Origin of the sequence: Kribbella steppae (assembly GCF_004342025.1) — a bacterium.
GTDB lineage: Bacteria > Actinomycetota > Actinomycetes > Propionibacteriales > Kribbellaceae > Kribbella > Kribbella steppae.
Genome location: NZ_SLWN01000021.1, coordinates 1 through 20125, shown reverse-complemented (window position 1 = coordinate 20125; position 20125 = coordinate 1). Strand labels below are relative to the sequence as shown.

26 protein-coding genes and 1 pseudogene are annotated in these 20125 nt (G+C 66.4%); 4 read left to right on the top strand and 23 right to left on the bottom strand.

The features are described 5' to 3' along the window. Positions 1-393 precede the first annotated feature (393 nt). From EV652_RS44345 to EV652_RS40150, 4 genes are all read right to left on the bottom strand, one after another. Positions 394-567, bottom strand: a complete 174-nt coding sequence (locus EV652_RS44345) for a hypothetical protein (protein ID WP_158441498.1) — start codon at positions 565-567, stop codon at positions 394-396. 186 nt (positions 568-753) lie between these two features. Beyond that, complete coding sequence (gene ppgK, locus EV652_RS40160; RefSeq protein ID WP_132215530.1) at positions 754-1506, bottom strand: polyphosphate--glucose phosphotransferase; 753 nt, start codon at positions 1504-1506, stop codon at positions 754-756. A 45-nt stretch (positions 1507-1551) separates the two neighbouring features. Continuing rightward, positions 1552-1776 (bottom strand): Lsr2 dimerization domain-containing protein, encoded by a 225-nt coding sequence (locus EV652_RS40155; protein ID WP_199238672.1) that lies wholly within the window; start codon positions 1774-1776, stop codon positions 1552-1554. A gap of 375 nt (positions 1777-2151) precedes the next feature. Further along, on the bottom strand, positions 2152-3000 hold the full coding sequence (locus EV652_RS40150) for a hypothetical protein (protein WP_206752114.1): 849 nt from the start codon (positions 2998-3000) through the stop codon (positions 2152-2154). A 654-nt stretch (positions 3001-3654) separates the two neighbouring features. Here EV652_RS40150 and EV652_RS40145 point away from each other — a divergent pair. After that, positions 3655-3975 (top strand): hypothetical protein, encoded by a 321-nt coding sequence (locus tag EV652_RS40145; RefSeq protein WP_132215526.1) that lies wholly within the window; start codon positions 3655-3657, stop codon positions 3973-3975. 152 nt (positions 3976-4127) lie between these two features. Here the strand turns inward: EV652_RS40145 and EV652_RS44910 are convergent, their stop codons facing one another. Next, positions 4128-4358 carry a hypothetical protein gene (locus tag EV652_RS44910; RefSeq protein ID WP_199238671.1) on the bottom strand — a complete coding sequence of 77 codons (231 nt, stop codon included), beginning with the start codon at positions 4356-4358 and terminating at the stop codon, positions 4128-4130. Between the two features lie 100 nt (positions 4359-4458). Here EV652_RS44910 and EV652_RS40130 point away from each other — a divergent pair, with 100 nt between their 5' ends. Beyond that, positions 4459-5331 carry an SDR family NAD(P)-dependent oxidoreductase gene (locus EV652_RS40130; RefSeq protein WP_132215524.1) on the top strand — a complete coding sequence of 291 codons (873 nt, stop codon included), beginning with the start codon at positions 4459-4461 and terminating at the stop codon, positions 5329-5331. Between the two features lie 369 nt (positions 5332-5700). Here the strand turns inward: EV652_RS40130 and EV652_RS40125 are convergent, their stop codons facing one another. From EV652_RS40125 to EV652_RS40095, 7 genes are all read right to left on the bottom strand, one after another. Continuing rightward, a complete protein-coding gene (locus tag EV652_RS40125) occupies positions 5701-6681 on the bottom strand; it encodes an alpha/beta hydrolase (protein WP_255512687.1) in 981 nt (326 codons plus the stop codon). A 184-nt stretch (positions 6682-6865) separates the two neighbouring features. Continuing rightward, the gene (locus tag EV652_RS40120) at positions 6866-7612 is read right to left on the bottom strand and encodes an alpha/beta fold hydrolase (protein ID WP_132215520.1); all 747 of its coding nucleotides are present in this window, start codon (positions 7610-7612) and stop codon (positions 6866-6868) included. Positions 7613-8067: 455 nt separating this feature from the next. Next, positions 8068-9006, bottom strand: coding sequence for an alcohol dehydrogenase catalytic domain-containing protein (locus tag EV652_RS40115; RefSeq protein WP_132215519.1), 939 nt, complete (start codon positions 9004-9006; stop codon positions 8068-8070). Positions 9007-9035: 29 nt separating this feature from the next. Further along, entirely contained in the window at positions 9036-9860 is an 825-nt protein-coding gene (locus tag EV652_RS40110) for a carbohydrate ABC transporter permease (RefSeq protein ID WP_132215517.1), read from the bottom strand. Continuing rightward, positions 9857-10831: a carbohydrate ABC transporter permease gene (locus EV652_RS40105; protein ID WP_199238670.1), complete on the bottom strand. Its 975-nt coding sequence runs from the start codon at positions 10829-10831 to the stop codon at positions 9857-9859. The genes EV652_RS40110 and EV652_RS40105 overlap by 4 nt, the downstream gene beginning before the upstream one ends. Positions 10832-10860: 29 nt before the next feature. Further along, positions 10861-12216, bottom strand: a complete 1356-nt coding sequence (locus tag EV652_RS40100) for an ABC transporter substrate-binding protein (RefSeq protein ID WP_132215513.1) — start codon at positions 12214-12216, stop codon at positions 10861-10863. Then, positions 12204-13220, bottom strand: coding sequence for an alpha/beta hydrolase (locus tag EV652_RS40095; RefSeq protein WP_158441494.1), 1017 nt, complete (start codon positions 13218-13220; stop codon positions 12204-12206). The genes EV652_RS40100 and EV652_RS40095 overlap by 13 nt, the downstream gene beginning before the upstream one ends. 130 nt (positions 13221-13350) lie before the next feature. Here EV652_RS40095 and EV652_RS40090 point away from each other — a divergent pair, with 130 nt between their 5' ends. Then, positions 13351-13974 carry a TetR/AcrR family transcriptional regulator gene (locus EV652_RS40090; protein ID WP_158441492.1) on the top strand — a complete coding sequence of 208 codons (624 nt, stop codon included), beginning with the start codon at positions 13351-13353 and terminating at the stop codon, positions 13972-13974. A 206-nt stretch (positions 13975-14180) separates the two neighbouring features. Here the strand turns inward: EV652_RS40090 and EV652_RS40085 are convergent. The 5 genes and pseudogenes from EV652_RS40085 to EV652_RS40065 all read right to left on the bottom strand — a co-directional run. Continuing rightward, positions 14181-14408: pseudogene (locus tag EV652_RS40085) on the bottom strand (nuclear transport factor 2 family protein); the annotation flags it as partial. A 179-nt stretch (positions 14409-14587) separates the two neighbouring features. Continuing rightward, the gene (locus EV652_RS44340; protein WP_158441490.1) at positions 14588-14746 is read right to left on the bottom strand and encodes a hypothetical protein; all 159 of its coding nucleotides are present in this window, start codon (positions 14744-14746) and stop codon (positions 14588-14590) included. 151 nt (positions 14747-14897) lie between these two features. Further along, entirely contained in the window at positions 14898-15449 is a 552-nt protein-coding gene (gene msrA / locus EV652_RS40075; RefSeq protein ID WP_132215506.1) for a peptide-methionine (S)-S-oxide reductase MsrA, read from the bottom strand. After that, positions 15446-15937, bottom strand: coding sequence for a peptide-methionine (R)-S-oxide reductase MsrB (msrB, locus tag EV652_RS40070; RefSeq protein ID WP_132215504.1), 492 nt, complete (start codon positions 15935-15937; stop codon positions 15446-15448). Before msrB ends, msrA begins: the two co-directional genes overlap by 4 nt. A 130-nt stretch (positions 15938-16067) precedes the next feature. Then, positions 16068-16322 carry a hypothetical protein gene (locus tag EV652_RS40065; protein ID WP_132215502.1) on the bottom strand — a complete coding sequence of 85 codons (255 nt, stop codon included), beginning with the start codon at positions 16320-16322 and terminating at the stop codon, positions 16068-16070. Positions 16323-16539: 217 nt separating this feature from the next. On the opposite strand from EV652_RS40065, the gene EV652_RS40060 reads away from it, so the two are divergent. After that, positions 16540-17457 (top strand): NADP-dependent oxidoreductase, encoded by a 918-nt coding sequence (locus tag EV652_RS40060; RefSeq protein WP_132215500.1) that lies wholly within the window; start codon positions 16540-16542, stop codon positions 17455-17457. A 97-nt stretch (positions 17458-17554) separates the two neighbouring features. Here the strand turns inward: EV652_RS40060 and EV652_RS40055 are convergent, their stop codons facing one another. From EV652_RS40055 to EV652_RS40030, 6 genes are all read right to left on the bottom strand, one after another. After that, positions 17555-17938, bottom strand: coding sequence for a nuclear transport factor 2 family protein (locus EV652_RS40055; protein ID WP_132215498.1), 384 nt, complete (start codon positions 17936-17938; stop codon positions 17555-17557). Continuing rightward, positions 17938-18216 (bottom strand): DUF6510 family protein, encoded by a 279-nt coding sequence (locus tag EV652_RS40050; RefSeq protein WP_242002308.1) that lies wholly within the window; start codon positions 18214-18216, stop codon positions 17938-17940. The genes EV652_RS40055 and EV652_RS40050 overlap by 1 nt, the downstream gene beginning before the upstream one ends. A 5-nt stretch (positions 18217-18221) precedes the next feature. Next, positions 18222-18893 carry an FAD-binding oxidoreductase gene (locus tag EV652_RS40045; protein ID WP_242002303.1) on the bottom strand — a complete coding sequence of 224 codons (672 nt, stop codon included), beginning with the start codon at positions 18891-18893 and terminating at the stop codon, positions 18222-18224. Positions 18894-18940: 47 nt separating this feature from the next. Beyond that, a complete protein-coding gene (locus EV652_RS40040) occupies positions 18941-19537 on the bottom strand; it encodes a sulfite oxidase-like oxidoreductase (RefSeq protein WP_242002302.1) in 597 nt (198 codons plus the stop codon). Then, positions 19537-19737, bottom strand: a complete 201-nt coding sequence (locus EV652_RS40035) for a ferritin family protein (protein WP_132215491.1) — start codon at positions 19735-19737, stop codon at positions 19537-19539. Before EV652_RS40035 ends, EV652_RS40040 begins: the two co-directional genes overlap by 1 nt. A gap of 141 nt (positions 19738-19878) precedes the next feature. Continuing rightward, a partial coding sequence (locus EV652_RS40030; RefSeq protein ID WP_158441488.1) for an integrase core domain-containing protein occupies positions 19879-20125 on the bottom strand: 247 nt, incomplete at its 5' end.

Below are 20125 nucleotides of genomic sequence, written 5' to 3'. Positions count from 1 at the left end.
CGTGAGCTCGCTGCAGATATGCCGACAGAACGGCTGCAGATCTGCCGCTCCTGGCCTGCGGCGTGCCGGCTACAGCCGGGTCGATGCCATTCGCGCCACTTGTGGGGGAGCTCGTCGCCCCGGGTCCGACCAACGGTGTGAGACTCTCGGCAGCGGATGCTGGGGACTGAACGCGGTGCCTCCGCGATCAACGCCGTCGGCACCCCGGTCCGACCGAAGCCCTCGATCGACACCGTCGCACCGGACGAGACTCCGTCGAGGGCCTCGGCGTGGCCGCAACGAGCTTGTGCTGCCTCATGGCGCGGCGCCCAGGCCAGCCGCTCGGAAGCCTGCCACCATCGCCGCCGATGCGCGCTGGACGAGCGCCGCGTCGCTGGTGGCGATCACCGAAGCTCACCCCCTGCGCGCGCTCCGGGCGTCCGCCTCCTCGACATCGCTGGTCATGACACCCACCGGGATCTTCGCGGACAGACAGCGTTGTACGACGTCGTCGACCACCGTGCGCACTCGGGCCGACCCCAACGGCTCCCCCAGCTCAAGTGCAAGGTCACCGGCGCCGACAAACACGCCGTCCACCCCGGGCTTCGGGCAACCCGTCGACTGTTGGTTGCCCTACCAGCTGGGTAGTTGATCCAGACGATCCCCGCAGTGCCGACGTGATCGACCCTGGCCCGACCCGGCCGAGCGGCGGCGGGCGCACGAGCTCGACGAGCACGGCGCCGCGATCCGCGCCGAGCTCGGGTTCTAGCCGGCCTACTCGGTGAACTTCTCGTGCGCGGCCATCGCCGCGCCCACGATGCCGGCGTTGTTGAGCAGCTGAGCCGGCTTGACCGGGGTGGAGATCTCGAGCAGCGGCACCCACTTGTCGGCGTGCTTGCTGACCCCGCCGCCGACCACGAACAGGTCGGGGGTGAACAGGTTCTCCACGTGCCGAAGGTATCGCTGCACCCGCTTGGCCCACTGTTTGTACGACAGACCCTCGTTGTCCTTCGCCGCCGAGGAGGCCTTCGTCTCCGCGTCGTACCCGTCCAGCTCGAGGTGACCGAGCTCGGTGTTGGGCACGAGCTGGCCGTCGAGCAGCAGCGCGCTGCCGATACCGGTGCCGAAGGTGAGCATGATGACCACGCCGTCGACGCCCTTGGCCGCGCCGAACCGGGCCTCGGCGATGCCGGCCGCGTCGGCATCGTTGAGCACGGTCACGTCGCAGTGGGTGATGTCGGTGAGGACCTTGTCGACGTCGGTCCCGATCCAGCTCTTGTCGACGTTCGCGGCGCTCCTGGCCACCCCGTTCTTGATCACGGCCGGGAACGTCGCACCCAGGTCACCGGTCCACTCGGCCTCCTTGACCAGCCGGGCCACGACCGCGGCGACGGGCTCCGGGGTGGACGGGTTGGGCGTCAGGTACTTCACCCGCTCCGCGGCCAGGTCGCCCTTCTCCAGGTCGACGATGGCGCCCTTGATCCCGCTGCCGCCGATGTCGACCCCGAAAGCTGTCGACGTCCTCATCCTGGGCACCTGATCTCTCCCCTCGCCCGCAGTTGCCGCACCGGGTCAGCGTCCTCGCCAGGCGTCGAGCAGATCGGCACGGCTGGCCACCGACGCGTATCGACCACACATGCTCGCCAGCCTGCCACGAACCTCGGACGCCGTCAGCGATGCTGGCGGAATCACTGGCCGCGCCACCTCGATGTAGGCGGCCAGCGCCCTTCGGAGCGCCGCGGCGTTCCTGGTGCCGAGGTCGATCTCGTACGAGATGCCGTCGAGTGCGAAGGTCACGTCTCCCCCTTGCCGACAGGGAGATCGCGGCCGTCGAGGTCGTCGGTGAGCAGGATCTCCACTCTGTGAGCCACTGGTCGCCTCTCCTCGTGAGCTGTGCACGTAGTGCGCAGCATCGTTCACCCACGCGCCGCGCGTCCGGACCGACACCACACGGGCGTCGAGCAGATCCTTGACCGGGTAATCGCTGCCATGGCGCACCGCGGATTGGCCAGAGAGGGTTCGACAGCCCTACTGGCGCCACCGCGAAGTTGCCCACCGCGCGATCGCGCCAGAGGAGAGCGACTACGTGCAGTTCGTTGGCGCTACGACAAGCTCTCCGCTGAGGCTGTCGATCGACTAGGCGAGATCGAGCTGCGCAACGGAGCGACACGGTTATTCGGCGGAGCGAGCTACGACTCTGAGGGTGACGTAGCCACTGCACCCGGCCGGAGGAATCACGCCGTCCAGCCGTTTGCATCCGAGCATCGCTCCTGAGGTGAGCAGATCCTTGTCAGGTAGCGGGGCACCATTGAGAGAGAGTGTGTAGATCCGCGCAGATCCCTTGACGTAGGTGATCGAGAACTTGCTGTCGCCCGCCACGTGCGAACCGTCCCAGACGTCCTCCGCGTTAGCGGAAGTCACCATAGCTCCGACTCCGACCTCTGTAGCCGGTTTCCCGAGGAGCAGTTTCAGCCGCACGTCGCGGGCGATCAACGACGGATCCTTGGTCTCCATAGCGTCGTTGGAAAACAAGGCGTACACCTCGTACTGTTTGCCGGCCTCGAAGGCAACATCCTCTCCGTAGGTCTTGTTACCGGCGGTCGCTCGTTTGATCTGCACGAAGTTGCGCTCGTCGCCGTGGCGCGGATTGTCAGTGATGCTGTTGAAGGCAGGGTATGGCGCCGGCATATTCATCGTGAAGGTGTCGCGCTCAGGTCCCCAGCCCCCCTGGTATCCGGCGGCTCCCCAAGGACCCTGGTAGTCATCTGTTGAGGGTCCAGATGCTGATGGCTTCGTATTTGGTGTGCTCTCTGGACTGCCCGAAGATGGGGTCTTGCCCGCAATGAGCACCACGCACGTTGCGATGGCCACCAGGACCACCACCCCGCCAGTCAGCATGTCGCCGCTCTTGCGATTGCGGCGCAGCCAGTAGACCAAGAAGAACGCCAGCGCTCCCACAGCGATCAGAAGGCAGGCAGTGATCTGGGCCCAGCGCGCATCCGCAGTATCGATCGCTGCCACCATTAGAGCGGCGGAGGCGCCGAAGATGGACGCAGCGACAAACCAAGGAGCTGCACTCGAGGGTTCGCCTTCGGACGGAGAGCTGTTCCCGCGTCGCTCTTGTTGTCCCATCACGCCCACTACGCCTCCACCCCATTGACCCGACGTCGGGCACCTCAGTTGCACAATCGCGACAGGACATCGGCCGATGCCCTCCCTTGCGGCGGCGGTTCGTCGTACCGCTTTCCCGAGCTCCATCCCGATCCTCAAGGAATCGTTACGTCAGTGCTCACTCTGCGAAGCCATTGAGAATCGATCGTTATCTCGGCACTCCCTCGGTGGTCCTGCCGGCCGGCGACACACCGATCAGTGAGTGTCTCATTTCTCGGTCGTTGCCGATGCCGACGGCACCGAAGTCACCGGCCTGCCCGACGTGTGGGAACCGGCCCGCCGATGCGCGCGAGCTCCAGTTGCACCGCGAAGGCCTGGAGACCGTGTGGCCGGTCCACGATCCCGACCAGCCGGGCCGGCTCGTCGAACGCTGGCACTGCAAGCGCTGCCGGCCGCTCCGCACGAGGCCTGCGCGGTGGGATCAATGGCTCTGATCCGGTAGGTCACACTCTCACCCGCACCGTGGGTTCCGGAGCGAGCTGGCCTCGAACTACATCGATCATCGTGGGTGTCCTGCTGGCCTTCGCGATCTTCTGGGACACCGAACGCATCGCACGGGCCACCGGGGAGGCATTCGCCCAAGACATCCTCGTCTACCCCTGGCAACTCGTTGCCGTCACGGTGTACAGCGAGAAACGACTCGAGCTCGCCGTACCGGGCGTCACCGAATCGGAGCTCCGGCCGGACTCGGCGTACCACTTCCGCTACACCGGACTCCGCCTGCTCGAGGGGACTCACGACCGCTATGTGCTACTGGGCGAGAACGGCGGCAACATCGTCGTCCTGAAAGACGAACAGGGCCTGCGCTTCGAGTTCTCGAGGTAGCTGCGGGCAACTACTGATCGCGGTACTCCTGCGCCAACTGCAGAACGTCGATCAGCACCGAGTTGTTCGCCTCCGTCCGCAGACCGTCTCATGCCAGCTCTGCCCGGAGTTGCAGGTGTGACCGGTGCGCCGAAGCTTGCCGATCGTGCCTACTACTGCACCGGCACCGCCGAGGCAGAGGCCGCGCTCCGCGCGTGCGTACATCTACGAGTCAGCGGACGAGGCGCCGCGAGCCCGGGAACTGACGTCCGCCCATCCTGACTCCCGGCCACGTCCGCGGGACGGCGTACGGCCGCCACCACGTTGTTGCCCGCAGCAAGCGCCGCTTCCGCGAGCCCGAAGCCACGCGACGCGCCGGTGATGAGCCAGGTCTTCGTCGTCATGGCCGCGACGGTAGAGCTTCGAGCGCGCTCAAACGCAAGCCTCGGTGGCGCTGGTTTCGGGTTTGCGTTTGAGCGCGCTCGAAGCTCTACCGTCTCGATCATGACTACGACAAACGACAGCAGGACCTGGATCATCACCGGCGCGAGCTCAGGTCTTGGATTGGCGCTGGCCGAAGCTGCGCTGAAGGCCGGGGAGCGGGTCGTCGGGACGGCACGTCGCGCCGACCGCTTCGACGCACTCAAGGCTGAGTACGGCGATCAACTTCTGGCGATCGAGCACGACGTACGTAACACGCCCGCGGCCACTGAGGTCGTACAGCGCGCCTTGGACGTGTTCGGGCGGGTCGACGTGCTGGTCAACAACGCCGGTGCCGGGCAGGTCGGCGCCGCAGAGGAAGTCACGGACGACGAGCTGCGGGACATGCTCGACCAGCACCTGTTCGGCCCCGCCGCCTACGTCCGAGCGGTGCTCCCGCATATGAGGCAGCGCCGTTCGGGGGCGATCGTGCAGATGAGCAGCCAGGGAGGACGGATGTCGTTCCCCGCGGTCGGCAGCTACTCGGCCGGCAAGTTCGCCCTGGAAGGCTGGTCCGAAGCCCTCTCGGGCGAGGTCGAACCGTTCGGCATCCGCGTGCTGATCGTCGAACCCAGCCGCTTCCGCACCGGATTCAACGCATCCGACGTACTCAACACCGCAGCGCAGGACGCAACGTACGACGAGGTCATCGGCGCAGTGCGCACCAACATGGCCGAAGCCGACGGCATCCAGGAAGGTGACCCGGACCAGGCTGCACTCGCGATCCGCGACATGCTCGGCACCCCCGATGCGCCACTGCGGTTGCCGCTCGGGGCCGAAGCCGTCCGCAACCTCACCCGCGTCTACCAACGCGACCTCGACGACGTCCGCAAGTGGGCCGCCGTCAGCGAAGCAGCCGACTTCCCCGGCCTGCCCCCGGCCGCGCGCGCCTTCTGACCATCCAACGCATCCTGGCGCAGTTCCCCGAATACGGCTCAGCCGCGACTCAGTCAACACCGAAAGGGCATCCCATGGTCTCGAGATCCTCGCCATCACCTGGCCACTCTTCGACGGACTGTACGAGTTCTACCGCCGCTTGCGATACTCCGCGATTAACGCGCAGTGGATTGGTTGAGCCTGCGCAGCTTGGCGATATAGGCGGCGAGGCGCCTCCACCGTAGGGCTTTGCGCGGTGGTCGGAGCCGTTGCCCGACTGACAGCAAAGCTTGGGCTACAGACATCAGGATCGGGGTTCGAGTCGCTGCGTGCCGATTCGGGCGGCGCGAGCGCTGGAGGAGGAGGTGGCAGTGCAAGACAGCGAGCTTGTCAGCCGTCGTGGAGCCCGTCGCTGAGCAGCGGCCACGCCTTGTGGAGTTCCTGCTGCCAGTAGACCCAGTTGTGGGTGCCGGGCGAATACAGGTCAATTTGGGCGTCGAGGTGGAGCGCACGCACGCGCTTGACGAACACCTCGTTCTCGGCCCGGATAGCGATTTCGATCTGGTCGGCGGTCGCGTCAGCCGAGTCGAGGGGGCCAGGGTGGCCCGATCCGGCGGAGATGTACAGCCGGGTGCCTGCCAGCCCCGCCGCGAGGTCGTAGGGGTTGTGCGCCCGCCAGACGTCCACATCGGGACCCGGGTCTCCCCACAGCCCGTACGGGTCCTCGCCTTGTGACTGCAGCAGCCCCAGATACGCCTGCGACTCCTGCGGGGCGAGGCGGGTGTTGACGATGCCGCTGAAAGAGGCCGCCACGGTGAACATTCCCGGGTGGCGAGCAGCGTAACCCAGCGCCCCGAGCCCGCCCATCGAAACCCCCGCAACCGCGCGCCGGTCACTCGCCCGAAAACGCTCCTTGAGCAAACCTGGCAGCTCTCGAAGGTGGAAGGTCTCCCAATGCGGTCCGGATATCCAGTCGGAGTAGAACCCTGCCTTCCCGCCATCCGGCATCACGACCAGCGCATCTAGGTCTCTCGAGAGACGCTCGATATCGGTCGACCTGGTCCAACTGAGGTAACTGTCACAACATCCGTGAAGCAGGTACAGCGCCGGCCATCGTCGGGCCGGGGCGCTGGTGAACCGGCCGGGCAGCAGCAGCCGCACATGTACGTCCGCTCCGATCGCCGGCGACCGCACCGTGATATCCCAGACGCGGCCCCTCACCAAGTGGGTACTGACGATCCGCGCGGTGCCTGTTGCCGGTAGTGGCACGCTCGGCCGCGGCAGAGACACGGAGGCGGTTGACGCGGGCTCAGCGGCAGAACCTCCCCCGGACGGTGCCGTGCCTCGGCATCCGACGGCGGACAACGTCATCACAACGATCAGCCCAGCGACCAACCCATCGCGGTACCCAACCGCGGCCGCAAGGTGCCTCCTGGTCTGGAGTGGTGGCGTGCTACCCGTGCCGGCCCCCATGAGTACGACGCTCGCACGCACGTGCGGCCGTGGACAAGAGCCGATGACTAGCGCCTCGTCCAGGCCTCGAACACTCGTGAACTCAGCCCCGGCCCCACAACTTGATCAATTCGTCGGCGAACTGGTGTCGAGCGACACGGTGCGGAGGCGCCAAATGGCTGCACCCTTCGAAGAGCACAGACTCTGCGTGCGGCAGCACATCGACCAATCGTTCGGCGAGCCGGGCGAACCTCGGGTTGCTCAGGGCACCGGACGAGATCAGCGCCGGTTGGGTCACGCCGGCGAGGTCCGCGCTGAGAAACCCGACATCGGCCAGCACGTCCTCCAGCCTGTCCGTGCGCGCGTCCCAGATTGGGGGCGCAGGCAGGTTGGACGGCACCGCCTGACCTGGTGCCATGAGCAGGCGCCGGAAGGCTTGCTGCCGCTGCCGCGGCACCAACTGGCGGACGCGAGCCAGGTCGCGGCGCCACCGCGTCTCCACCGGGCTCCAGCCATCGTCGCCGATCGTGGCCGGTTCGAAGCCGGCAACGGTGCGGACAGCGCGAGGGTTGGCACGGGCCGAAACAAATGCCACGGTGGCCCCGGCTGAGAACCCGACCAGGTGATAGCGGCTCCAGCCCAGGTCGGCAGCTGCCTGCTCGACCGCGGCGACCTCGGTCGTCAGGTCATACGGGTCGGACAGGCCCAGCCCCCACACCCGCAACCCGATGACCTCAACCTGGCAGCGGTCCGCAATCGACCGCGCGAACCGCTGGGCCGACGTCTCAGCCAGCCGCGGACTCACCTCACTTGGGGAGACCCACAGACACTGATCCACAACGCCGGTCACACCGACAGCCTCTCAATACCGATACCGCCAGGAATGCTCGCCTGCCGCACTGTTCACTATCGAAGCAAAGACCGGAATGTGGGGGCGCGCCCTCTTCCTCGAGTTGTCGAGCGCGCCGGGTCAGGCTCCGGGCTGTTTGGGATACCTCCTCCTCGTCCGCCTCGCTGGAGTCTTCCTCAGCACGAGGCGATGAGCTGCCTCGAATCCCGGCAGCGATTCGCACCACGTTTGATCCCATGCCGCCGCTCTGGGTGTCTCCAGCGGAACTTACCATCGCCCACGAATCGCCTTATTTTAAGGGCGATTCGAGCTTCGTAGGCCCCCGTGGGACTCGAACCCAAACCCGCGAATTGTGACTCCGCACCTCTCGACGTCGTCGAGATGCCAGTTGAACGGGACCGACTTCCCGGAGTGAACCTCAGCTGACCTGCGCTGGGCGCGTCGCTCAGGGCTCGTCATGGCTCGTTTATCAGGATGAGGGCTTTGATGAAGCCGTCGGGTTTGGTGCGTAGGTCGGTGTAGGCCTGGTCGAGGTCGATCAGCGGGTAGCGGTGGGTGAAGAGCGACGCATAGTCGATGCGGCCGCTGGCGGCGATGTCGAGGCCGCGCCGGATGCTGTCGGTGAGTTGCCGCTGGTTCCGGACGTGTCCGTTGACGACGTCGAGGGCCTTCCAGTTCCAGGTCTGCATGTCGACCGTGCGTGTGCCCTGGTGGTAGCCGACGATGTCGAGCATGCCGCCCGGTCGTGTCAGCGAGGTAGCCAGGTCGAGCCCGTTCTGAGTGCCGCTCACCTCGAAGACAACGTCGAAAGCGTCGTTCATCTGATCCATGTCCTCGGGGTTGCCCGCGGTGGAGGCGCCGTACGCCAGCGAGGCCTGCTTCGCGTCGTCTCGTACGTCGATCGCGACGAGCTCGCCGATGGGGCTGGTGGCGAGGAGTTGGATCAGGCACAGGCCCATGAAACCGGCTCCGATCACGGCGACGCGATCGCCGGTGTCCAGCCGGGCGCGGCGCAATGCCTCGACGACGCAACCGAGTGGCTCGCCGATGCCGGCCTCGTAGCTGAGTCCGGGCGGTACGACGACGGCGTACTCGGCCGGTACGACGATCAGTTCGGCGAACGACTCGTCCCAGCGGCCGGTGACGATGTCGCCGATCGCGATCGTGTGGACGCCGCCGCCGACCTCGACGACGCGGCCGACCGGCTCATGGCCGAGGGCTGTCGGGGTGTCATCGGGCGGCCCGTGCAACCAGGTCGGCAGCTCACTGGCGCACAGGCCGTTCGCGATCACCTGGATCAGCAATTCGCCTTGCCCGGGCGGGCGAACCTCGATCTCCTCGAGCTGTGAGGTCGCAGGCGCGACGACGATGCTGCGGTGGGGTACGGGATGCATCTGATCCTTTCGGTGTAGCGCGGTTGTCGTCACTTCACGGCTCCCTGCATCAGCGCCTTGACGAAGTTGCGCTGGAAGATCAGGAAGATCACCAGCGAGGGCAGGATGATCAGCAGCGATCCGGCGGACAGCAGCACGATGTCGGTGCCGTACTGGCCCTGGAAGGCGCCCAGTCCCCCGGCCACGGTTCGCTTCGTCGGGTCGTCGACGAGGACGAGGGGCAGCAGGTACTGGTTCCAGCTGGCGAGGAAGAAGAGGACGGCCAGCGCGGACCACGCGGAGGTGGCGAGTGGCAGGTGGACCCGGCGGAACGTCTGCCAGGCATTGGCGCCGTCGACCTTCGCGGCTTCGGTGAGCGCCGGCTCGGCGCCGAGGAAGTGCGCGCGCATCCAGAAGACGCCGAACGGCATGAGTAGTCCGATCAGCGGCAGTACGATCGCCAGCCGCGTTCCGAGCAGGCCCATGCTCTGGAGGTCGTAGTACAGCGGGGTGATGAGAGCCTCGAACGGCAGGGTGAGTCCAATGAGCAGAAGTCCGTAGATCGCCTTGCCGAACGGAACGTTCAGCTGGGCGAGGGCGTAGCCCGCGGCGGTGGCCATAGCGACCGTGGCCGGGACGACACCCAGCACGATCAGCGTGCTCGAGCGGAGCAGGGCGAGGAAGTTCGCCGCGCTCCACGCGTCCACGAAATTCTGCCAGTGCGGGTCGCCCGGCCAGCTGAGCCCTTGGGGCGTGCTGCCCGGAGCTGCGAGCGCCGTGGTGAGCATGCTCAGCAGCGGCACGATCGCGAACAGCATCAGAGCGAGCAGGATGGCGGTGCGCGTGACCCGATCGGCAACCCCGGATGTCGTCATTTCTCCCTCCCGAGACGCTGGATCGGCCAGATGACCACCAGCACGAGGACGGCCAGGAAGACCGCGAGTGCCGAGGCCTGACCGACGTGCTGCTGGAGGAACGTCAGCCGGTAGATCTGCACGCCGGGCACCATCGTCTGGTAGCCAGGGCCGCCCTGCGTCGCGATCTGGATGACATCGAAGCTCGCCAGTGCCGCGATGATGGTGAACGTCGTACACACGACGATTTCCCGCCGCAGCCCGGGGAGTGTCACGGCGAAGAACTCGCTGATCCGCCCTGCGCCGTCCAGCCGGGCGGCTTCGTACAGAGCCGGATCGATCTTGCCGATGCCTGCGAGCAGCAGCACCGTGCAGAAGCCGAGCATGACCCAGACTCCGATGACGCCGACCGCGGGCAGGGCGAACGTGAAGTCACCGAGCCATGCCCGCGTGAGCTGATCGAGCCCTACCGCCCGCAGGACCTGGTTGACCAGACCGTTCGAGGAGTACATCCAGGTCCATGCGATGCCGGCTGCGACCAGCGGCAGCACCTGCGGGATGAACAGTACGACCCGGGCGGTCGTACTGAACGCGCCGGGCCGGAGCTCGCGGATGAGCGCGGCCGCGACCAGGCCGAGCCCGACCGGTAGCACCGTGTAGAAGAGGATGAGGACGAACGCGTGCAGCACGGAGTTCAGCAGCTCCGGGCGGGTGAAGATGGCCTTCCAGTTGTCCAGCCCGGCCGGCGTCGCCGGGCCGATGCCGTCCCAGTCGTAGAACGAGTACTGCACGGACTGAGCCATCGGGAACAGCACGAACACGGCGTACATGCCGAACGCCGGCGCAACCCACAGCAGAGCGCTCCAGCTCCGGCGCCTGCGCTGGCGTGCGGTTCGGCGCCGTACGACGGGTTGCGTTGCAGCCGATGCACTCGACCGGTCCGCGGTCGGCGAATCCTGGTGCACCACCGGCGGGACCACGATGCTCGCCACAGCGTGATCCTTGGGACGATTCGCCGGGATCATTGCCCGAGGTCGCGTTCGTAATCGGACTGCACCTTCGCCGCGTACGCTTCTGGCGTCGTCTTGCCTGCCACCAGCAGCTGCGTCTGCGGGACCAGGCTGTTGACGTGGATCGAAGCCGTCGCATCAGCCATGAAGCCGACCAGCCCGTTGCGGTTCAGTAGCTCCTGAAACGCACCGACGGTGGCGGCGACCGCCGATCCCTTGGCGGCGGTCGGAGCCGAGGCGTCCGACGGCCCCGCAGGCACGAGACCGCCGAGGGCCACCGTGTCCTGCCGCGCCTGCGAGTTGGTCTGCACGAAGTCCAGGAACGCGGCCGCGACGTCGGCATTCGGCGACTTCGCGGGGATTCCCAGGTTGGCGGCGGCGGTCATCGCGTACGTCGGTCCACCGGCATCGCCGGGCGGGAAGAGGAAGAAGCCGAACTGACCGGCACCGGTCTTGTCCAGTCCTGGCGCCTGCCAGTTGCCGCTCGGGAAGAACACGCCGTTGCCCTTGAGGAACTCGGCCGGCGCCCGGGTCTGGTCGATGTCGTTCACGTCGGCCGGCAGGTATCCGGATTGTCCCCAGTGCTGCAGGGTCGTCGCGCCTTTCACCGTCGCGGCATTGTCGATGCTCGCGCCGGGCTTGGCGTAGTTCCAGTCCTGAACGGCTTGCGCGCCACCCGCCGACATCACCAGGTTCTGCAGTGGATAGACGCTGCCGCCGTCCTTGCCGTTGATCATGAGCGGCTGCAGCCCCGCGCCCTTCGCCTTGCCGAGCAGCTGCTCGAACTCGGCGACGGTCGCCGGTGGCTGTGTCATGCCGATTCGCTGCGCGAGCGACTTGTTGTAGTACACCCCGGTCAGGCCGAACCCGGGCCCGGCCGCGTACAACGAGCCCGTCCCGCGCTGCTTGCCGTCCGGCCCGACGCGGGTGGAGGCGAACTGCGACTGCGGCCACTTGTCCCAGCCGTACGCCTCGGCGTACGGGTCGAGGTTGGTCAACAGATGGTCCTTGATCAGGTTGCCGAGCTGCGAGACGCGGACCAGGTCGGGCACGTTGCTCCCGGCAAGGATGTGCGCGATGTTCGTGGTCAGGGTGGCGTAGTCCTGGTTCTCCACTTTGACGGTGACGTTGTCGTACTTGGCGTGGAACAACTTGCCGAGGGCGGTATAGAACGGAACGTCGACGCCGCTGTTGACGAGCAGCCTCAGGGTGACCGGCTCGCTGCCGACGCCGGTCGACACCGGCTTGGACGGCTCCGGGCCGGCTGAGGAGTTCCCGCCGGGTGCGCAGGCGGTGAGGAGCAGGGCAGATACCGCGGTGACCGCGGCCGCCTGGACGATTCTGCGGTACGGCGTCAGCGATCGCACGACATCTCCTTCGAAGACTGGTTGGGCTGGTTGGACTGGAAGGCGCGGCGGAGGGCGTCACCGGCCACGCCGACGGCATGATGCGAGTCAGTCATGACGGTGAACATCTCGAAGAACCCGTGGATCTGGCCGGCGTACTCGTGCACCTCGACCGGTACGCCGGCCGACGTCAGGCGCCGGGCGTAGTCCTCGGCCTCGCCGCGGAGGAAATCGTGTTCGGCGGTGATGATCGTCGCGGGCGCGACGCCGTACACGGACTCGGCATGCAGCGGCGACGCGTACGACGCCTTGCGGACAGCCGGGTCGGGGACGTAGGTCTCCCAGATGTGGACGAGCCGCCGCAAGGTGTTGGAACCGAAGCCCGACCGGCCCGCGAACTGCGCATACCGCTGCTGGAACGCGACCTTGTAGTCGGTGTCCTGGAGGCTGTCGAGCGCCGGGTAGACGAGCAGTTGCGCCGCTAGGTCGAAGCGTTCATCGCGCGCCTTGAGTGCCGCCGCCGCGGCGAGGTTGCCACCTGAACTGTCGCCACCTACAGCCACACGGTCGAAGGTGCGCCGTGCCCAGGTGATGGCGGTCCAAGCGTCGTCGAAGCCGGCCGGGAAGGGATGTTCGGGTGCGAGCCGGTAGTCGATCGACAAGACCGCGCAGCCAGCCCGCGTCGCCAGCGCGCGGGCGACACCGTCGGCGGTGTCGAGGTCGCCGTGAATCCAGCCGCCGCCGTGCGCCCAGACCAGCACTTCTCTTTCCGCGCCGGTAGGCCGGTAGAGCCGACCGGGTACGCCGTCCGCGTCGATCGACTCGACGGACGCCACCGGCGAGGGCTCGCCGGTCACCCCTAGGACCTTCGCTCGCGCATCTGCTCGCACGGTCGCGATGTCAGCACTCCACGGGTCGGGCGACGATCCGAAGCTGTCCAGGAAGAGCTGGACCTGCTCGTGTGGCCGCGGCGGGGTCTCCTCGCCGCGGACGACCGGGGACTCCCGCCGGAACGGTGCGCTCATCGGATCCGCCCTTCTCACTTGGCCAACATTCCAGACTGAGTACTCGGTCTGTTTTGCAAAAGCTACCGAGTACTCAGTCAGTTGTCTATGCTTGGCGGCGACCGCCCCGACCATCGCGAGGAGATCGACCGTGCCCGCTGCACAGAAGCCCAAGACCTCAGCCAAGGGCCTCGAGACACGCGAGCGCATCGTCGACGTCGCCGTACGATTCATCGCCCGCAACGGGGCACGCGGCACAAGCCTCGCCGACATCGCAGCCGAGGCCGGCGTCTCGCAAACCGGCTTGCTGTACCACTTCCGCAGCAAAGAGGCGCTACTCAACGCCGTCATGGACCGCCACCTGACCTTCACCGAGGAATGGCTGTGGGGAGACGGACCCGACCCCGGAATCAAGATCGTCGACATCATCGCCAGACACATGACCAGCTGGCCCAGCCAGCACGACGACAAGGTCTACAGCCTGCTCGGCATGAACACCGTCGTACTCGGAGAGAACGTCAGCCCCGACACCGACCTCCACCCACGCCTGGTCGACGGCTACCGCACCACGATCGATCGCGTGACTGCGACCCTGCGCTCAGCACAACAGCGCGGCGAGATGCGCGACGACATCGACCCTCAACTCAAGGCCATGGAGATCATCGCCTTCTGCTACGGCCTCGAGGCCGCATGGCTGGTCGACCCAACCATCCCGGTCGCCGACGCAGCCACCCGATGGGCAACACAACAAACCACCCAAATGGCGAAGCCCTGACGGCAGGGCGCCTACCCGGGCACGCATCCAATTTCATGACCCACACTGCCGGCGGGGAGATGCGCGCGTAGCGGACGCTTCTATTCGCCACCTAGTTTCTTGACGAGAGATCGTGGTGGCCGGCGGTGCAGGGCTGGCGGTCTGACCGGCCGGCTGAGAGCCTCGCGGCCCGGCTCCGGGACGGGGCCGGGCCGTGGCATTCCTGGTCAGGTGCCCGGAGCGATCGCACAAGCTGACACGCAGACCCAGGTGCTCTCGCGCTTCTGATACGCCTCCGTGTACAGCGATTCCTGTTCCGTGCCGTCGGCAAGCATCGTGTACGTGCTGCGACCGTGGATCAACGCGACATCGCTGAGGATGCGGACCTTGACGTCATGGACGGCGAGATCCTTGAAGGGCCGCGGCATGGCGATGTACTCGAGGAACTCCTCGCGGTTGCGGGTGACGCCCGGAGTTCACCAACCCCCCGACATCTCGCTGACCGTCGTCGCCTACTCCGCCGCGACTCTCAGCACACTGTTGGTCGTGGGACGACTGTCCAATCACGTGGGCCGACGGCCGCTCGCGATCGCCGGCCTCGGACTGGTGCGACCTGGCCGCGGTCAGCAAGACGTCAGCCTCGTTCGGTATAGGTCGTCCGCCCGTCGATCGCGAAGACCTGAGTCGCACCGTCGGCGTAAACCAACCGCCCCGCCGTCACCGCCTTCGGGATATCGGCAGCCGCAACCGCTGCACCGTCATCGGCTTGGATTCCCTGCAACATCTCACTCATCGCGCCCGGGCCTCTCCCGCTCGACTGTGTTCAGCTCATTGGTGACCGCCGATCCACCCCTGCTTACCGGCTCGCGAGGATCTCCGCGACACCACGGAACCAGCGAGCGTGTGCCCGTCGCGACGGCGATGGGCACACCCTCGGGGACGGATCAGGCGGTGGTGGCGCGCCGCGGCAGCACCCAGTCCGGGCGTACGAAGTGGCACGTGTAACCAGCGGGGTACTTGATCAGGTAGTCCTGGTGCTCCGGCTCGGCCTCCCAGAACGGACCCGCAGGCTCGATCGTCGTCACGGCCTTGCCCGGCCACAGGCCCGAGGCGTCGACGTCGGCGATCGTGTCGCGAGCGACTTTCTCCTGCTCCGGCGTGAGCGGAAAGATCGCCGAGCGATAGCTGGTGCCGGTGTCGTTGCCCTGACGGTTCACCGTCGACGGGTCGTGGATCTGGAAGAAGAACGCCAGGATGTCGCGGTACGTCGTCTGCGCCGGGTCGAAGACGATCTCGACGGCTTCGGCGTGCCCGGGATGATTGCGGTACGTCGCATGGTCGTTCTGCCCGCCGGTGTACCCGACACGCGTCTCGAGTACGCCGGGCTGCCGGCGAATGAGGTCCTCCATACCCCAGAAGCACCCGCCGGCGAGGACGGCTGTCTCGGTGCCGGGCTTGCGGGTGACCTGCCCGGTGTCGTCGATTCCACTGGTCATGATGCATGCTCCTCTGTGCGCGTGATGTCGCTGGACGTGTCGGCCGTCTCGAACAGCGACCGATACTCGCGGTACCCCTGACTCTCCAGTTCGGAGACCGGGATGAAGCGCAGTGCGGCGGAGTTCATGCAGTACCGCTGGCCTCCCGCCGCGGCGGGGCCATCATCGAAAACATGACCGAGGTGGCTGTCGGCTCCAGTGGACCGCACCTCCGTGCGCGACATCCAGAGCGACCTGTCCGTAACTGTGCGAACTGCCTCCGCCGCGATCGGCCTGGTGAAGCTCGGCCACCCGGTGCCGCTGTCGTACTTGTCGGTCGACGAGAACAGAGGCTGGCCGGAGACCACATCCACATAGATCCCGGGCTCGTGGTTGTCCCAGTACTCGTTCCGGAATGCGGGCTCCGTCCCGTCCTTCTGCGTCACGCGGAACTGGCTGTCGGTGAGGCGACTGACCGCCTCCGGAGTCTTCCTGTAGTCGTGTGACACGGTTTCTCCTTTTCTGACGTCGCTGGCTGCGCCGTCACTGGGAACAACATCGCAGGCAGTTGATTTGGTCCCGGGTTCCGCAGAACTCGCTGTGACCCCGATCTCAGTTCAGCCGGGTCAGATGATCGGGTCACTGCTCGGTGTCATCGCGGCCGCCGCTGTCCAGGTCGTGGTCCTGCACAGCGGTCAGCAGCCCGTCAGCATCTTCCGCGCATGCTTCACAGGCGGCAAGGTGCGCCGCCAGTCCGGGATAGTGCTCGGCAGCGTCGACTCCGGACGCGAGTAGGTCGGCATAGAGGTGCAGAGCAGCCATCGCCTCGTCACACCCGACGTCACTTGGGTCGGCGGCGAGGAATCGCTCGAGCCCCTCCCTCCACCCGCTCAATGAATTTCACCTCTACCTGTTGATCAGAATCCGTCGGCGCTGCAGATATCCGTTGGTGGTTGGACAGGCACGGATCTTACGGCCCGCATCGAGACAATTTCGCGATGTGCCCAACTCCCATCCCTCGCGTGGTAAGACGTCGAGGGTGTCGTGCCGCGAAATGCTTACGAGCCGAAAGTGCCGCGTAGGCGACACACCGGATACAAGGAGGTGCCTGATGAGGGCGATCGTGGTGACGGACCAGGCAGCGGGGACGGCAGGGATGACGCTGGCGGAGCGTCCCGAGCCGCCGGCAGCGATCAACGACGTCGTCGTCGAGGTTCATGCCTCGGGCTACGTCCCGACCGAGTTGGAGTGGCCCTCGACCTGGACCGACCGTGCCGACCGGGACCGATCACCGTCGATCCCCGGGCACGAACTGGCCGGAGTGGTCACCGCGCTCGGCTATGGCACGACTGGGCTGTCAGTGGGACAGCGCGTGTTCGGCCTCGCCGACTGGCATCGCGACGGAACCCTGGCGGAGTACGTGGCGATCGAGGCACGCAACCTCGCACCACTCCCGGGCGACGTCGACTTCACCGTCGGCGCGAGCCTGCCGATCTCCGGACTGACCGCCTGGCAGGGACTGTTCCAGCACGGCCGCCTTCAATCCGGGCAGACCGTCCTCGCGCACGGTGCAGCCGGCGCGGTCGGCACCATGGTGACGCAACTCGCCCGCGAGGCCGGTGCGTACGTCCTCGGCACCGGACGCGCCACCGACCGGGAGAAGGCGCTCGACTACGGCGCGAACGAGTTCGTCGACCTCGCCAACGACTCGCTCGAGGACATCGGGCAGGTCGATCTGGTGTTCGATGTCATCGGCGGCGACATCCAGAAAAGGTCCGCAGCCCTGATCAAGACCGGAGGAACGCTGGTCACCGTCGTCGGGCCGCCGGAGTCACGGCCCGCGGACGGCCTCGCGATCGACTTCGTCGTCGAGGCCGATCGCGCCCAGTTGACCGAGGTCGTCCAGCGGGTGCGGGACGGGCGACTGCGGACGAACATCGGTACCGTCGCATCTCTCGACGACGCCGTTACCACCGTCAACTCGACCGAGCGGCTCAAGGGGAAGATCATCATCAGCGTTCGTCCGTAGTACATCTCTCGTCGGTACTGCGATGACGTCGGGCAGGGTGATGCGGAACGGCTGAGGCTGTTCTGCAGCACCTCGATGCCTGACGCGAGCGACGGAGTCAGGGAGCGATCTCAAGCTTGGTGATCAGACCGTCGGCGAGGGTGAACCGGTAGATGATGTCGACGACACCGCCGGGGAAGTCGCCCTCCAGGTGATTGGTGACGACGTAATGGGAGTCGTCGAACTTCTCGACGTGGCTGACCTCGACCGTATAGGTGTACTCGCTGGTCTCGGTCTCCCGCCAGCGGTGGATCTCGTCGTGACCGGTGTAGGTGGTGCCGTCGTCGTCGATCACCGTGGCGTCGGTGGCGAAGGCGGCCAGCAGGTCGTGAGCGTTCGCCTTGTGCTGGGGATCGGCCTCGCGCAGGTACTTCGTGATCGCCGGCGGTAATTGCTTAGCCATCTCGGCGGCGGTCGGGTCGGGCGGGTGCTGGATAGTCATCAGGCGCCTTTCAAGGTGAAGGTGGTGCGGCCATGCGCTGTCTGTGGCATTCCGGGCAAGTCGACGCAGTACACCCCATGGCGTTCGGTGAGCATCAGCAGAATCGTGTCGCAGTCCCTGCATCGCGCCACCGTGCCGGGTCCTGACATGTACACCACCATCTCCGCCATGACCCCGGTACGGCCACAACCCGAGCACTTGTAACCCATGGTCGTCATGTCTCGTGCGAAGAGGTCATGCATGACGCCCGCCATGGCATTGCCGTCGAGAGGTCCCATCTTCGTCACACTCCTGTCCTGCCGAAGCGTTCGGTCCGGATCCGCGCCGCGTCGTATCCCAAAGCCACCAAGCCGGCCGCTGCCGCCTCGACAAACGCGGTCGGTCCGCAGATATACGTGAGCGGCATTTGATCGGTTGCCCATCCGGCCATACCCAAGAGCATCGGGTCGATGCGTCCGCGATGGCCACGCCAGCTACTCGGGACCTCACGAGTCAACGTGATCGAGACATCGATGAGGTCGTACGCCGCCATCTCCATCAGCTCGTCACGATAGATCAGCAACTCGAGCGAGCGCGCCGAGCACAGTACCCGGACAGGCACCCGGCTGCCGATCGCACGGTGATACCGAAGCATCGCCCGCAGGGGCACCATGCCGGATCCCCCGCCGACCAGGAACAACGGACCACCGAAGTCGTCGTCCCAGACGAAGTACCCGCCGATCGGACCACGGAAGTCGAGCTCGTCGCCTGCTCGCAACTCGTCCACCAGATAAGGCGAAACCTCGCCGTCGTCGAGTCGCTCGACGGTGACCGACAGGTACTCGTCCTCCGGCGCCGACGCGATCGAATAGCTCCGTTCCGTCTGATACCCGTCGGGCGCCGTCAGCCGCACATCCACGTGCTGACCTGCACGATGCCCGGGCCAATCAGGCACGGCGAGCGTGATGGTCTTCACCCGCGGAGTCTCGAAGGTCGTAGAGATCACCGTGCCTGTCTGCCACGTCAGTCGCCGTAGTAGCGCTGCTCTTTCCACGGGTCTCCATAGTTGTGATAGCCGAACATCTCCCAGAAGCCGGGTTGATCGGTGGTGCGCAGCTCCAGACCACGGATCCACTTCGCGCTCTTCCAGAAGTACAGGTGCGGTACCAGCAGTCGCGCCGGCCCGCCATGCTCCGGATCAAGCGGGCGCCCGTCGTACTCGTCGACGATCCATGCCTTCCGACCGCTCAGATCCGCCACCGGAATGTTCGTCGTGTAACCGCCGTCGGAGAACGCCAGTGCATAGGCCGCCTGGGCCGGCACCGCGTCCAGGAAGGTGTCGAGAGACACTCCCGACCAGACCATGTCCAACCTCGTCCACTTCGTTACGCAGTGGATGTCGACGGTGAACGTCTCGCGCGGCAATGCCTGGAACTCGGTCCACGACCACGAGACCGGCTTGTCGACGGCTCCACGGATCGTGAAGTCCCACGCGTCCAACGGCGTGTACGGGGTCGGGCCGGCCGACAACACAGGGAACTCCCGCGTGACGTACTGCCCGGGCGGTACTCGCGAAGAATCCGCAGTACGCCGGCCGACGAACCCTCTGGTGACAGCCATCAGGCCTTCTCACCAAGCTGCATCCGCAACAGCCACTGCTGCTTCTCCAACGCCCCGACCACCCTGACCAGTACGTCCTGCGTCACCAGATCCGCGGCCCCGATCGACTCGAGTCGCGCCCGGATCCGCTCAGCCACCGCCGCCACCCTCCGGCCCAGCTCCCAGACCACCGCATGATCGGCCAGCGACCGCACCGCCACAGGTTCAACCCGCGACCCGGCCGCCACCGCCGAGCTCTGTCCATCGGGTACGAAACCCAACGTCACCGCACGCTCAGCGACAATATCTGCCAGCTCACGCGGGACTGCCCCGAGTTCAGTTGACTCGCGGGGTGGGGTGGTTCAGGCCGCGAGTGCGACCGGTTGAATTGTCTCAAATTCGATGGGTGTGAGTTTGCCGAGGCTGCGTTGGCGGCGTCGGCGGTGGTAGGTGGTTTCGATCCAGGACACGATCGCGAGCCTGAGTTCGTGGCGGCTGGTCCAGCGTTGCCGGTCCAGAACGTTCTTTTGGAGCAGGGCGAAGAAGGATTCCATCGCGGCGTTGTCGCCGCAGGCTCCGACTCTGCCCATCGAACCGCGCAGTTCGTGG